Source organism: Lysinibacillus sp. GJ-1 (genome assembly GCF_021166035.1).
Taxonomy (GTDB): domain Bacteria; phylum Bacillota; class Bacilli; order Bacillales_A; family Planococcaceae; genus Lysinibacillus; species Lysinibacillus sphaericus.
This window is the reverse complement of the sequence record NZ_CP088912.1, coordinates 3,074,053-3,087,460: the sequence shown is the minus strand read 5'-3', so window position 1 is coordinate 3,087,460 and position 13,408 is coordinate 3,074,053. Positions and strand designations below refer to the sequence as shown.

Here is a 13,408-nt window from a genome sequence, read left to right as displayed (position 1 = left end):
ATTGATGGATTTATATATGGTTGGCTTATTACTCATTAGTTTTGCCAGTCTATATGCGTTAACGACTTGGTGCTACAAGCTAGTCGAAGAGTAAGGGGAGGAATTGCTATGTGGATTGTTATTGGAATAATACTTATATTGCTTTTTGGATATTTAGGGCATGCCCTATTATATCCGGAAAAATATTAATAGGTATTTAGGAGGAATAGAGTATGTGGCAAATAGCCATTGTTTGTATTATTTATTTACCGCTTGTTATCCTGACCGGCCATTATCTTTTTCGTGTGACCATGCATAAAAAAACATGGCTCGATCCATTAATGGATAAAGTGGATCATGTGATTTATAAGGTATGCGGCATTAAACAAGTGGATATGACAGGCAAGCAATATGTATTGTCATTAATTATTTCAAATGCTTTTATGGTTTTTATCGGATACATTCTTTTACGCATTCAATCTTTTTTGCTGTTAAATCCAAATGATATAGAAAATATGGAGGCATCACTTTCTTTTAATACCATCATTTCGTTTATGACCAACACCAATCTACAACATTATAGTGGTGAATCTGGTTTAAGTTATTTGTCACAAATGCTCGTTATTATTTTTATGATGTTTACATCTGCAGCGACTGGCTACGCTGCTTGTATGGCGTTCTGTAGACGATTAGTTGCAAAAAGTGATACATTAGGCAATTTCTTTGTAGATTTTGTGCGTGTGATTACACGTGTATTAATGCCTATTTCCATCGTAGTTGCCATTATTTTAGTATCGCAAGGAGCACCTCAAACATTCAGTGCCAATCAAACTGTTCAAACAATCGAAGGAAAAATGCAAGATATCGCATTGGGACCAGTTGCCTCACTTGAATCCATTAAACACGTAGGTACAAATGGAGGTGGGTTTAATGGTGCTAATTCCACAACGCCTTTTGAAAACCCTACGGTTATATCTAATATCGTAGAAATGCTATCTATGATGTTGCTACCAGGTGCTTGTGTTGTTGCCTTTAGTCTAATGGTTGCTTATAGAAAGAAAAAAACAATATTCGGCAAGCAAGGGCTAGCGATCTTTGCTGCAATGGGTATGCTATTTCTTATAGGGTTAGTGACAGTGTATATTGCTGAGCGTGCGGGTAATCCCCTTATTAGTAACCTGGGAATTACTCAGGAGCTTGGTAGTATGGAAGGAAAAGAAATGCGCTTTGGGGTAGCCCAATCTGCCCTTTTCACTACAGTCACAACTGCCTTTACAACGGGCTCGGTCAATAACATGCACGATACATTAACCCCAATTGGTGGAATGGTGCCGATGTTTAATATGATGTTAAATGTTGTATTTGGGGGCAAGGGTGTTGGGCTGATGAATATGATGATGTATGTCTTACTAACGATTTTCATCGCATGTTTAATGATTGGTCGCACGCCACAGTTTTTAGGGAAGAAAATTGAGGAAAAGGAAATGAAGTTAATAGCACTTTGTATTTTAATTCATCCTGCAATTATCCTACTGTTTTCTGCGCTTGCTGTTGCCACAACATCTGGGGTAGCTGGTATTACAAATCCAGGGGCACACGGTTTATCGCAAGTACTATATGAGTTTGCTTCAGCATCTGCCAACAATGGCTCTGGCTTTGAAGGATTAGCTGATAACTCAACGTTTTGGAATGTGACGACAGGGTTAGCTATGTTTTTTGGTCGCTATTTAACCATTATCCTTCAATTAGCAATTGCTTCACTACTTGCTAAAAAAATGTGGCACAGCGATTCAGTTGGAACATTGAAAACAGATACCTCAATGTTTACATTTTTGCTTGTTGCCATTGTACTGATGATTGGTGCGCTAACATTTTTACCCGCATTAGCACTTGGACCAATTACGGAGCATTTACAAATACATTCCTAATGAGGAGAGAATCAAATGGAAACTGTAAGAAAAGGTTTTATCACGAGCGATTTAGTAAAGAGCTCATTGATAGGCGCATTAAAGAAATTTAATCCAGTTACGATGATAAAAAATCCCGTCATGTTTGTCGTAGAAATCGGTTTTATTTTTGTTCTGTTGTTATCGTTTTTTCCTAATCTACTTGGCGGCGCGGAAGGAGAGCATGCTCAGCTCTATAATACCATTGTCGCTATCATTCTCTTTGTTACGATTTTATTTGCTAACTTTGCAGAATCCATCGCTGAAGGGCGGGGAAAAGCACAAGTACAAACGTTAAAAAATACAAAGACAGATACACAAGCACGTGTCCTTTTAGCGGATGGTACAGAAGTGATGAAACAGGCACATGAGCTGAAAAAAGGGGATATTGTTTTAGTGCAAGCAGGGGAAGTGATTCCAAATGATGGCGAGGTCATTGAAGGGATTGCCACAGTCGATGAATCAGCCATTACTGGTGAGTCTGCACCAGTTGTAAAAGAACGCAGTGGAGATTTTTCATCTGTTACTGGTGGAACGACTGTCACAAGTGATTGGCTAATGATTGAAATTACTTCACTGCCAGGAGAGTCATTTTTAGATAAAATGATTGCCCTCATTGAAGGAGCAAGTCGGAAAAAAACACCTAATGAAATAGCGTTAAATACATTGTTAGTTAGCTTGACAATCATCTTTTTATTAGTGGTCGTGACATTATATCCAATGACTACTTATTTAAATGTACACATTTCCATTGCAACGTTAATTGCACTGACAGTTTGCTTAATACCAACGACCATCGGCGGTTTACTTTCTGCTATTGGTATTGCTGGTATGGACCGAGTGACGCAGTTTAATGTCATTGCAATGTCTGGTAGAGCTGTGGAAGCTTGCGGAGACGTAGATACACTTATATTAGATAAAACAGGCACAATAACGTACGGTAATCGCATGGCAACTGAGTTTTTACCAGTCAAAGGAGTTGACCAACAAACTTTGATGCAAGCTGCATGGCTTAGTTCGCTGACAGATGATACACCAGAAGGGAAATCTATCTTATCATTGGCATGTGATTTAGGGGTAACTACAACGGATGAACAACAACTGATTCAATATAGTGAGCATATTCCCTTTACTGCACAGACAAGGATGAGTGGATTGAACTTGCAGGATGGCACGATCATTCGAAAAGGGGCTTATGATACGATTAAACAAGATAGTCTTGCAGCAGGACAACATATTCCTACAAATTTGGAACAGTTAGTGCATCAAGTATCTGCTGTTGGGGGCACACCACTTGTTGTGTCGTTGAATCATAATATCTTGGGTGTCATCCATCTGAAAGATGTTGTAAAATCCGGTTTGAAAGAACGCTTTGAACAGTTGCGAGCAATGGGCATCAAAACAATTATGTGCACAGGGGATAATCCACTAACAGCAGCCGCTATTGCTAAAGAATCCGGCGTTGACAGTTTTATTGCAGAAAGTAAGCCAGAGGATAAAATAAAGGTGATTAAAGATGAGCAGGCACTTGGAAAAGTTGTGGCGATGACTGGGGACGGTACCAATGACGCACCAGCTTTAGCACAGGCGAATGTCGGTCTTGCTATGAATTCAGGAACGAATGCAGCAAAAGAAGCTGCCAACATGGTTGATTTAGATTCAAATCCAACTAAAATAATTGAAGTTGTAGAGATTGGAAAGCAATTATTAATGACGCGTGGTGCACTTACAACATTCAGTATTGCAAACGATGTGGCAAAATATTTCGCTATTATACCTGCTATGTTAATGGTTGCAGTACCTGAAATGAATGCGCTCAACATTATGCAACTTCATTCGCCGACAAGTGCCATCATTTCCGCTTTAATTTTCAATGCGGTGATTATTCCGATGTTAATTCCCATTGCGATAAAAGGCGTAAAGTATAAGCCGATGAGTGCTACAAAATTATTACAGAAAAACTTATTTGTTTATGGACTAGGTGGTATCCTTGCGCCGTTTATCGGTATAAAGGTGATCGATTTACTAGTAGGGCCACTGTTAACCATGCTTGGTCTATAGGAGGAAAATAATATGAATAGATTTTGGGACAATGTCAAGCAAGCAATAATGGTTTCTTTCATCATGTTTGTAGTCTGTGGTTTAATTTACCCTGTGACGGTAACGGGTATCGCGCAAGGGCTATTTAAGCATCAGGCGAATGGTAGCATTGTGGAAGTTGACGGAAAAGCTGTTGGTTCGGAAAAGCTTGGGCAAGCCTTTACATCAGCAGCGTTTTTTGAGGCGTTTCATCCATTAACTATAATGTTTATACACAAGAAGATATTGTACCAGATAACAATGGTGAGATAGCTTATGGTGGCGTGAGTTCTGGAACGTTCAATTATGCTCCGTCCAATCCAGAATTAACAAAACGAATAGAGGGAGATATTCAAGCATTTTTACAGGCGAACCCGACTATAAAAAGACAGGACATTCCTGCTGATCTTATGACGGCCTCCGGATCGGGTTTAGACCCACATATTAGTGTGCAAGCAGCGCACATTCAAATCGATCGAATTGTCAATGCAAGCGGGCTGTCAGAGAAGGAAATCGAAAAAATTGTGGAGGCTAATACAGAAGGGCGGGCGCTCGGTCTATTTGGGGAAGAGAAAGTGAACTTCTTAATGGCGAATTTAGCTATCTTTAAACAAATGAAGGACAATGAATAAGTAGTGTAAAGTATAACTTCAATAGGGCAGATAGAGAGAATGGTATAGAGGTATTTTCTCTATCTGCTTACAATAAAAGGGTCTATATTAGCTTTGAGAATTGACAAGAATTTTAATATGGTTTTTCTCTTTCATTAACGCTTCAAAGCCTTCTGTTACAACATCATCGAGCCCAATGCGCTTAGTTACAAGTTTGTCCGCTGGGAAATATCCTTTGGTCATTAACTCCATAACAGCTGGGAAGATATCTCGATAGGCAATAATACCTTTCACAGTACGCTCAGACAATACAATATTATTTGGCTGGATAGAAGCGCTTGATTCCCATATCGAAACGATGATTGTTTCACCTTCGAACGTAGTGGAGTCAATAGCTTGCTGTAAAACAACAGGAACGCCAGTAACTTCAAATGCCACATCCACACCGCCATTTGTTAAGGCATGAAGACGTTCAACAGCATCTTCATCTTGCGGATTAATAACAGCTGTTGCTCCTAGTTCCATCGCTTTTGCAGCACGTTCTGCTGAAAGTTCCACCGCATAAATTTCGGAAGCTCCAGATGCCCGTAATGCTTCGATAACAAGAAGACCAATTGGCCCTGTTCCAAAAACTGCGGCTTTATCGCCAGCTTTTAATTTGCTTTGGCGAACTGCATGTAAAGCTACTGCAGCTGGTTCTACAAGAGCACCTTGTTCATAAGAAAGTCCTGCTGGCATTTTGTGTACCATGTGGTCATCTACCACAGTATATTGTGACAATCCGCCACCGCCGCCAGAAAGTCCGTGGAAACCTAGTTGTTTACAAATGTTGTACTTCCCTTTTTTACAAGCAGCACATTCGCCACAAGAGAGAATAGGTTCGACAACGACAGCATCTCCAATTTTTACTTTTGTAACACCTTCACCAACTTCAACTACCTCGCCAGAAAACTCATGGCCCATTACAATAGGCGCTATATCTTTACTGATAGAGTGTGGCTGTTCAACTGGAATAAAGATTGGTCCTGCTGCATACTCATGTAAATCGCTTCCACAAATGCCTGTCCAATGTACTTTAATTTTTACTTTACCGGATGCAATGGAAGGCTCCTCTATGTTTTCTACACGGATATCTCTTGCTTTATACCATCTTGCTGCTTTCATCACTATCAACCTCCAATACTATTATTCATGTTTATATTAACATGTGGAAAATATGCAAATCATTAGTTGGACAAAAATTGACATAAAAAATACGAAATGTCCATTAAATTATTTCACATTTTTCACACTTTACTTTTTTCATTGCATAATAGTCGTAATTAAAGTAAGTTTGTTAAGGGTTAGCGTTGCATCGATGAAAAAAACAAGAGAATATTGTAAATGCTTATGTTAATAGTACGTAAACATCCCTAAAAGGCCTAATCATGGTACAATGGGAAAGATGTAAGGAGGAACGAATTATGTCAAAATATACTGATTATAATTTTCAGCCATTTTTGCAGGACGCAATTGCAAAGCTTGGCTTCACAGAACCAACACCAATACAAAAGGAAATTATTCCACTAATCCTGAAAGGGAAAAGTGCGATTGGACAAGCACATACGGGTACAGGGAAAACACATAGTTTCCTTATTCCAATCGTACAACGCATTCAAGTCGACAAACAAGAGGTACAAGCGGTTATTACCTCTCCAACACGCGAGTTGGCTCAACAAATTTTTGATGCGTTAAATCAATTAATAGAAGGAACAGACATTCAAGCGAAATTATTTATTGGGGGTACGGACAAACAACGCTCCATTGATAAGTTAAAAACGCAACCACAAATCGTTGTTGGTACACCAGGACGTATTCGTGATCTTGTTTCAGCTCAAGCGTTATTTGTGCATACGGCACCAATGTTAGTTGTGGACGAAGCGGACTTAGCGTTCGATATGGGCTTTATCGAAGAGATTGATGGCTTTGCTTCTCAAATGCCAGAAAAGCTTGAAATGTTCGTGTTCTCTGCAACAATTCCAGAACGTCTACAGCCATTCTTAAAAAAATACATGGAAGCGCCTGTTCATGTTCATATGAACGATAAACGTCCCGTGGCAGAAGGTATTGATTTCGTCCTTGTACCTGTTCGTTCGAAATCTCGTAACAGACGTTTACAGGATGTTATTGAAGGCATTAACCCGTTTTTAGCAGTCATTTTTACCAATACACGTAAAAATGCAGAGCAAGTTGCGGGCTATTTAAACGAGCAAGGGATTCGTTGTGGTCAAATTCATGGTGATTTAACGCCACGTGATCGTAAAAAAATGATGAAGCAAATTCGCGATTTAGAGTTTCAATATATCGTAGCAACAGATCTTGCAGCGCGCGGTATCGATATTCAAGGAATTTCACATGTCATTAACTATGAAATTCCAGAAGATCTAGAATTCTTTATTCACCGTGTTGGACGAACAGCACGTGCAGGCAATAAAGGAACAGCGATTACATTATTTGAGCCTTCTGACGAGGATGCATTAGCTCGTATTGAGAAAATGGGTATACCGTTTGTACAAAAGGATGTCAAAGATGGTGAATGGTCGGAACTAAAAGAGCGTCATGCACGTAAAAACCGCGTGAAGCACGAAAATGAGATTGATGCGAAAGCAAAATCTTTAGTACGTAAGCCGAAAAAAGTAAAACCAGGCTACAAACGTAATATGAAATGGGAAATGGAAAAAATTAAAAAACGCGAACGTCGCATAAAAGCTCGCGGCAAAAAATAAGGAGGCATAAATATGTTACTTGGCTCACATGTTTCAATGAGCGGCAAAGAAATGTTGCTCGGCTCTAGTAAAGAAGCTCTTTCTTATGGTGCGAACACCTTTATGATTTATACAGGTGCTCCACAAAACACGCGTCGAAAATCCATTGCAGACCTTAATATTATGAATGGTCTGTTGCACATGAAAGAGCACGGCATGACAAATATTGTTGTGCATGCTCCTTATATTATTAATATTGCTAATACAGAAAAACCAGAAACATTCCGTCTCGGTGTAGATTTCCTACAATCTGAAATTGAACGCACTGCTGCGTTGGAAGCTACACAAATAGTTTTACATCCTGGTGCCCATGTAGGTGCAGGGGCAGATGCTGGTATTGCTAAAATTATTGAAGGTTTAAATGAAGTACTTTCACAAGACTATCCCGTGCAAATTGCATTAGAAACAATGGCAGGGAAAGGAACAGAGTGTGGACGTTCTTTCGAAGAGCTTGCAAAAATAATCGATGGTGTGACACATAACGAGCGCCTTTCTGTATGCTTTGATACATGCCATACACATGATGCTGGCTATAATATTGTTGAAGATTTTGATGGGGTATTAAACGAGTTTGATAAAATAATCGGTGTAGATCGCATCAAAGTTCTTCATATAAATGACTCTAAAAACGTTCGTGGTGCAGGTAAAGACCGCCATGAAAATATCGGTTTTGGACATATCGGATTTGATGCATTAAAATACGTGGTTCATCATCCGCAATTAATGGCGGTACCGAAGATTTTAGAAACACCATTTGTTGCTCTAAATAGTGATGCGAAAACTAAAACAGCACCGTATAAATATGAAATTGATATGCTACGTAGTGGAGAATATAAGCCAGAGCTTATTAACGCCTTACGAGGAGAGTAAGAGAACCGTAGACCAACGCAATGCAAATTGTGTTTGGTCTACGTTTTTTTATGAATCGCGGGTATTTGAACGGCTTCCGCGGGTAAAGAGAGTTTTATCGCGGGTATTTAAACACCGATCGCGGGTAAACAGTTTAAATTCGCTGGTATCTCAATCGTGCGGTTCGGAACTATTTTGAAATTCAAACGTCTACATGTGAAATAATGGGAAAGAACATTAGGTATAGAGAATGGAAATAATTACAGATAAATTAATTATGATTGCTTTATTTATTCTCATCATTCATTCAATCGAGACACTTGCCTATGCGGTACGTTTATCAGGGGCACGTGTAAAGTTACTAGCTTCAGCTTTATCTCTGTTTAATGTAATGGTGATGGTTTCAAGGCTAGCGAATATGATGCAACAACCGTTTACGGGGAGTTTAGTGGATACAGCGCCTGCTGACAATGCGCTAGCTTTTGTAGAAAGCCAGTATCGCTTTATTATAGGAGCGGCATCCTTAGGGACACTAATGGGGATATTATTACTGCCGACTTTCGTAGCCATCTTTTCACGAGGAATCATTCATTTGGCTGAGGAAAGAGGGTCGATTCCAGCTTTATTGAAGAAAGGCTTCACATTTGACTATGTAAGAAGAGGTATTAAACATATTCGCAAGCCAAGCTTGGCTTATGTAAAGGGCATTGGCTTACGAGATATTCCAGTTAAATTATTTGTGATGAACATTGTGATTACAGCGATTTATACTATTGGTGTTTTATCTTCTTTATATGCTGGTTTATTAGTCCCTGAATTAAAGGCAACAGCTGTCATGGCGTCTGGATTAATCAATGGCGTAGCAACAATTTTGTTAATTATTTTTATTGACCCTAAAATTTCTATACTTGCGGATGATGTTATCAATCAGCGGGGAAGTTATCTTGATTTAAAAAGAGCATCTGTTATGATGATGACCTCTAGATTTTTAGGAACGATTTTGGCGCAAGTGTTATTTATACCTGGGGCACATTATGTAGCTTGGTTTGCAAAGCTTATTACTTAGGTGCTAAGACAGAAATAGCTGTTAAAACGAGGCATTCATCTACTGGAAGAAGTAAGAATTACAACATATCGTAAGCTTAATCCTATAATATAGTTTAGATTTTAAGGCACATTTTCTACAAGGAAATGTGTCTTTTTTTTTGTCTTCACTGTAAATCACTTTGCATTTTGTAATTTATAAATAACTAAATGCAATTTATATGTTGCAAAAAGCAATATGATTTCATATACTAATAGTAATAAAACAAATGGAGGGAAATTATGTATAAGAAACAAAAAAAGCAAGTAGATGAACGTGTTAAAAATTTACAAAATAAAATATACAAAGAGATGTATGTGCTGATTATGATTGTCTGTTCCATTTCTATTGTAATAAAGTTCTTTAAAATGGGCGTGTCCTTGGACAATGTATTAACAGAGTGGTTGATTATATGTGTGTCATCTGTTTATTATTATGTTAGGACGGCTTATCTAGGTATCTTAACAGATGAAGTAGAGGTTCATGATAGTAACAGTAAAATAAAATTACAGACGAAAAATATCATTTATGGAGTGGCTACTGGTTTGGTACTGGCGATTTTTTTTGGTCTTAATAGTGCCTTTAACTATGCAGATAGCACACAACAAGCATATAAATATTTCTTCATGGTTTTCTTAGTATCGCTAGTTATCTATGTACCATTTTTTGCAGGATTTTTAGGCTTATCATATATGGCTGCAAAAAAGAAAAGTGACCAAGTCGTACAAAAAAATCTAGAAGATTAACAGTGGTGATAAGCATGAAAAACATCCGTTTAAAAATGGCTCGAATAGAGCATGATTTGTCACAGGAAGATTTAGCTCAAAAAGTAGGGGTTACCCGCCAAACAATCGGTTTAATTGAAGTTGGGAAATATAATCCGACGTTAAACTTATGTATTGCGATTTGTAAAACGTTAAATAAAACGTTGGATGAATTATTTTGGGAAGAGTAAGACAATAAAAACCGCCATTTAGCCCTTCGCTAAATGGCGGTTTTTCGCTTAACTTTAGAAAATAAATTCAATAGGTTTCAGTTAACACGCCTTCACGCAGTCTATAAACTTGATCGCATAAAGACTCAATATCATTTTTATTATGGGATGTTAATAAAATAGTTGCTCCTCGCTGTTTTTCAGCGTTAATAATGTCATAGACATTTTGTACAGAATCTTCATCCAAACCATTCATGGGTTCATCTAGTAAAATCAATTCAGGTGTTTCCATAATGCTTTGAGCAATGGCTAGTTTTTGTTTCATCCCAAGAGAGTATGCTTTAACAGGGCGTTTATCTTCGGGGTCTAAACCTACTTTTGCTATCGCAGCTTTTATATCCTGGTCAGTAATTTGATTGCGAATCGCTGCTAAAAATTTTAAGTTGGAGAATCCTGAGTAGTGCTCTAAAAAACCAGGTTTTTCAAGGATAACACTTGCACTTTTAGGAAACGAAATATCATGATGTAACACATCTCCGAATAATTTTACTGTTCCAGCACTGGGCTTCACTAAGCCGCAAATTACCCGAAACAACATTGATTTCCCTGAACCGTTGTGCCCCACAAAACCATAAATGTTGCCCCGCTCTAGCTGAAAACTAATATTTTGTAGCACCATGCGTTTTTTGATAATCTTGGAAACGTTTGATACTTCAATCGACATCTAGCAACCCTCCCTAATAATAATCATTTTTTAAGCCGATTCGAACAATAAATAAACACATAAGACAAATAAATAGCCCTTCAATCACTAGAATGACAGCGAACATGTTTGCGTCGAAATTTCCCATTAGCCCATAATAGAACGGAATATAAGGAGCTGATCGTTTAATACCTGCAAAAAATAGGACGATCAGTAAAACCGTCGCTATTTTTGCTGAAAATAATAATTCGATTATTTTCCATAGCAATGCATGACAGTACATATTAATGAGTAGAAAGAATGCCTGTAGAACAATCAAGATATCAAATTGTAGCATCACGTGAGCTTTTAAAAAAAGGAAAAAGCACATGATATAAGTGATTGCGACATAGCACGCCGTGAATATAAGTAGGATAAGTAGCCGATTAAGCCAAAACCAACCTTTTGTTGGATAGCGTAATAGCATATTGTAGGAAAAAGAAGTGGAGCGAGGCTTCCAAACAATTTGAATTAATAGCACATAACCAAACCATAACAAAGTCCAATACATCCAAGTAAGTTCCTCCACTTTACCTAAAAGGGCAGTATATGCTTGGTACAATGTCAGTCCATCAAAAAGAGATGTCATATGGAGTAACAATAAAGTAGTACATAATGGATAGACAATACAAATACAACTAATTTTAAGGGCATCTTCTCGCAGTAGTTTCCACTCTAACGAAAATGTTGTCATGAATCATCATCTCGCACGTAAAAGTCTAGTTTATTGACTAAGTAATGAATGGCATTGATTAATAATATCGTAACAGCCACTAATATAAAGAATGAACTAATAGGGGACGTATATTCACTTTTATGAAAGGCAATAAACACAAAGTGCTTTATATATCGATCCAACATGCCAAGAATCATAACTATAATTGCACTAATGAAGTTATTTTTGAAAAGTTGTTGGAACACGATATAAAGCAACCCGAAAATAGCCGTAACACAATAAAACATATAGATAAAGTAAAGTAATGAACCGTTTTCTTTAGGCTCAGGCACATATAATAATAAGGCACTGTAATTTGTGATATACGGTGAAAAAAGCGACTTTGCTAGCGATGTGCTCAACAAACTACTTCCGAAAACAATTGCTGTAAAAAAGGCAGTCACGATAAACACAAAGAAAATTTTATACTTGGCATATTGCTGTCGGTGACGATATCTTCTTAGCAATTGCCATTCATTGACTTTAGATGAAAAGGGAGCTAAAAGTATTAAAAAAATTGGTATATAGAAATATTCATATTGAGAGGCTAATATAAAGTCTTTCACCGTATGCCATCTTGTTGCCACTGAAGTGATAGGTAATACCTCAAATAGATGTAGCATGAACATAAAACATCCCACAATCCAAAAGAGCAATTTCTTCAAGCGAATATCCTGTAGGCAATAGGTGCAGTACTTATAAAACATCTTCATGTTTCTTCATCCCAATTAAGTAAATGATAAATGTAAGTAAAATTTGCAACAGAAATTCAGTAACCATTATCGTCATCGAAACTCCTTCAATTCCAGAGATAGAACTTATAAAGAAAAATGGAGCCAATGCGGGTTTATCTACAGCTAAGAACCAAATGCTTGTGTAAATAATTTGTGGACTAAAAATTAATAAATAATAGTTTTTAATAAACATAGAAAATGCTAGCCCCATGCAAACATAAGCACTAGCAAACAATCCACCAATAATATAAAAAACTGCGGCATATAAATAAGGAGATATGCTTAATAAATCTGAAAAAAGAGATCGAATATCTCCTTTAAATACAGTATCAGGAAGATAAATTGTTCCATTTACTAAGCCTTTATAGCTGTTGGCAAAAGCCGTATAATCCCAGTGATTTGTATACAAGTTAACAAGCACTACGCCTAGACATAGTGGCAATACGAACATAAAAAGGGCCGTTAGAAAAGTAGTAGCAAACTTTGCAGTGTAATATTTCCATCTATCCATGCGCATAAAAATAAAATGTTGATAGCCGCTTTTTCTTTCACGATAAATGGAATCCACTAGTGCAATTGAAATTAACAATGGAAATAGTAAATAGTACAATTCAGATGCGAAATTATTAGTAAAACCGAGCCATTGTTTATGCGGAGAAACGAAACTCAGCACATCCTTTACAATATGTTCATCATAGTGTTGATGATAAATTCTCTCTGTTAATGAATATTCTTCGTTATGCTCTTTTACACCTATAAGCACTGAAATCCCAACAAGCAACATTAAAGCAAAAAAACTAAGAAAAAAGTTTTTATTTTTTAGCAGTTTTTTGTACTCAATAAGCATGGATGACCTCCTATTAAAAAGATAGGGCTGTTCATGTATAGACAACCCTATCTATTCTACTGATAAAAGAATTATTATCAATGT

At 37.4% G+C, this 13,408-nt stretch carries 15 protein-coding genes; 10 read left to right on the top strand and 5 right to left on the bottom strand.

The window, feature by feature from the left end; translation table 11 throughout:
- Window positions 1–108 precede the first annotated feature (108 nt).
- Genes LO754_RS23790 through LO754_RS23510 form a run of 5 tightly spaced genes read left to right on the top strand, consistent with a single transcriptional unit; the run spans window position 109 to window position 4,636 of the window.
- Window positions 109–189: a potassium-transporting ATPase subunit F gene (locus tag LO754_RS23790; protein WP_108029786.1), complete on the top strand. Its 81-nt coding sequence runs from the start codon at window positions 109–111 to the stop codon at window positions 187–189.
- Between the two features lie 23 nt (window positions 190–212).
- Window positions 213–1,907, top strand: a complete 1,695-nt coding sequence (gene kdpA / locus LO754_RS15310; protein ID WP_024362988.1) for a potassium-transporting ATPase subunit KdpA — start codon at window positions 213–215, stop codon at window positions 1,905–1,907.
- 15 nt (window positions 1,908–1,922) lie between these two features.
- Entirely contained in the window at window positions 1,923–3,986 is a 2,064-nt protein-coding gene (gene kdpB / locus LO754_RS15305) for a potassium-transporting ATPase subunit KdpB (RefSeq protein ID WP_231784721.1), read from the top strand.
- A gap of 12 nt (window positions 3,987–3,998) precedes the next feature.
- Window positions 3,999–4,277, top strand: a complete 279-nt coding sequence (locus LO754_RS23515; protein ID WP_255702578.1) for a potassium-transporting ATPase subunit C — start codon at window positions 3,999–4,001, stop codon at window positions 4,275–4,277.
- 11 nt (window positions 4,278–4,288) lie between these two features.
- A complete protein-coding gene (locus tag LO754_RS23510) occupies window positions 4,289–4,636 on the top strand; it encodes a potassium-transporting ATPase subunit C (protein ID WP_255702576.1) in 348 nt (115 codons plus the stop codon).
- 87 nt (window positions 4,637–4,723) lie between these two features.
- Here the strand turns inward: LO754_RS23510 and LO754_RS15295 are convergent, their stop codons facing one another.
- Window positions 4,724–5,779, bottom strand: coding sequence for a 2,3-butanediol dehydrogenase (locus LO754_RS15295; RefSeq protein WP_231784720.1), 1,056 nt, complete (start codon window positions 5,777–5,779; stop codon window positions 4,724–4,726).
- Window positions 5,780–6,078: 299 nt separating this feature from the next.
- Here LO754_RS15295 and LO754_RS15290 point away from each other — a divergent pair, with 299 nt between their 5' ends.
- From LO754_RS15290 to LO754_RS15270, 5 genes are all read left to right on the top strand, one after another.
- Window positions 6,079–7,380, top strand: a complete 1,302-nt coding sequence (locus tag LO754_RS15290) for a DEAD/DEAH box helicase (RefSeq protein WP_024362984.1) — start codon at window positions 6,079–6,081, stop codon at window positions 7,378–7,380.
- Between the two features lie 12 nt (window positions 7,381–7,392).
- Window positions 7,393–8,289 (top strand): deoxyribonuclease IV, encoded by an 897-nt coding sequence (locus LO754_RS15285; RefSeq protein ID WP_024362983.1) that lies wholly within the window; start codon window positions 7,393–7,395, stop codon window positions 8,287–8,289.
- 229 nt (window positions 8,290–8,518) lie between these two features.
- Window positions 8,519–9,334: a lipid II flippase Amj family protein gene (locus tag LO754_RS15280; RefSeq protein WP_024362982.1), complete on the top strand. Its 816-nt coding sequence runs from the start codon at window positions 8,519–8,521 to the stop codon at window positions 9,332–9,334.
- Between the two features lie 260 nt (window positions 9,335–9,594).
- Complete coding sequence (locus tag LO754_RS15275) at window positions 9,595–10,098, top strand: DUF6773 family protein (RefSeq protein ID WP_025220004.1); 504 nt, start codon at window positions 9,595–9,597, stop codon at window positions 10,096–10,098.
- 14 nt (window positions 10,099–10,112) lie between these two features.
- Window positions 10,113–10,307 (top strand): helix-turn-helix transcriptional regulator, encoded by a 195-nt coding sequence (locus tag LO754_RS15270; protein ID WP_024362980.1) that lies wholly within the window; start codon window positions 10,113–10,115, stop codon window positions 10,305–10,307.
- Window positions 10,308–10,374: 67 nt separating this feature from the next.
- Here LO754_RS15270 and LO754_RS15265 read toward each other — a convergent pair whose 3' ends face one another.
- The 4 genes from LO754_RS15265 to LO754_RS15250 all read right to left on the bottom strand — a co-directional run bounded on the left by LO754_RS15265 (window position 10,375) and on the right by LO754_RS15250 (window position 13,324).
- Window positions 10,375–11,010: an ABC transporter ATP-binding protein gene (locus tag LO754_RS15265; protein ID WP_231784719.1), complete on the bottom strand. Its 636-nt coding sequence runs from the start codon at window positions 11,008–11,010 to the stop codon at window positions 10,375–10,377.
- A gap of 13 nt (window positions 11,011–11,023) precedes the next feature.
- Window positions 11,024–11,722, bottom strand: a complete 699-nt coding sequence (locus LO754_RS15260; protein WP_231784718.1) for a hypothetical protein — start codon at window positions 11,720–11,722, stop codon at window positions 11,024–11,026.
- Window positions 11,719–12,366: a hypothetical protein gene (locus LO754_RS15255; protein WP_231784717.1), complete on the bottom strand. Its 648-nt coding sequence runs from the start codon at window positions 12,364–12,366 to the stop codon at window positions 11,719–11,721. Before LO754_RS15255 ends, LO754_RS15260 begins: the two co-directional genes overlap by 4 nt.
- Before the next feature lie 73 nt (window positions 12,367–12,439).
- Window positions 12,440–13,324: an NADH dehydrogenase FAD-containing subunit gene (locus tag LO754_RS15250; protein ID WP_231784716.1), complete on the bottom strand. Its 885-nt coding sequence runs from the start codon at window positions 13,322–13,324 to the stop codon at window positions 12,440–12,442.
- Window positions 13,325–13,408 lie beyond the last annotated feature (84 nt).

What these genes read in the sequence shown, in the direction of transcription:
- LO754_RS23790 (WP_108029786.1), top strand. Translation starts at nt 109, where the DNA reads ATGTGGATTGTTATTGGAATAATACTTATATTGCTTTTTGGATATTTA.
- kdpA (WP_024362988.1), top strand. Translation starts at nt 213, where the DNA reads ATGTGGCAAATAGCCATTGTTTGTATTATTTATTTACCGCTTGTTATC.
- kdpB (WP_231784721.1), top strand. Translation starts at nt 1,923, where the DNA reads ATGGAAACTGTAAGAAAAGGTTTTATCACGAGCGATTTAGTAAAGAGC.
- LO754_RS23515 (WP_255702578.1), top strand. Translation starts at nt 3,999, where the DNA reads ATGAATAGATTTTGGGACAATGTCAAGCAAGCAATAATGGTTTCTTTC.
- LO754_RS15295 (WP_231784720.1), bottom strand. Translation starts at nt 5,779, where the DNA reads ATGAAAGCAGCAAGATGGTATAAAGCAAGAGATATCCGTGTAGAAAAC.
- LO754_RS15290 (WP_024362984.1), top strand. Translation starts at nt 6,079, where the DNA reads ATGTCAAAATATACTGATTATAATTTTCAGCCATTTTTGCAGGACGCA.
- LO754_RS15285 (WP_024362983.1), top strand. Translation starts at nt 7,393, where the DNA reads ATGTTACTTGGCTCACATGTTTCAATGAGCGGCAAAGAAATGTTGCTC.
- LO754_RS15280 (WP_024362982.1), top strand. Translation starts at nt 8,519, where the DNA reads ATGGAAATAATTACAGATAAATTAATTATGATTGCTTTATTTATTCTC.
- LO754_RS15275 (WP_025220004.1), top strand. Translation starts at nt 9,595, where the DNA reads ATGTATAAGAAACAAAAAAAGCAAGTAGATGAACGTGTTAAAAATTTA.
- LO754_RS15270 (WP_024362980.1), top strand. Translation starts at nt 10,113, where the DNA reads ATGAAAAACATCCGTTTAAAAATGGCTCGAATAGAGCATGATTTGTCA.
- LO754_RS15265 (WP_231784719.1), bottom strand. Translation starts at nt 11,010, where the DNA reads ATGTCGATTGAAGTATCAAACGTTTCCAAGATTATCAAAAAACGCATG.
- LO754_RS15260 (WP_231784718.1), bottom strand. Translation starts at nt 11,722, where the DNA reads ATGACAACATTTTCGTTAGAGTGGAAACTACTGCGAGAAGATGCCCTT.
- LO754_RS15255 (WP_231784717.1), bottom strand. Translation starts at nt 12,366, where the DNA reads ATGCTACATCTATTTGAGGTATTACCTATCACTTCAGTGGCAACAAGA.
- LO754_RS15250 (WP_231784716.1), bottom strand. Translation starts at nt 13,324, where the DNA reads ATGCTTATTGAGTACAAAAAACTGCTAAAAAATAAAAACTTTTTTCTT.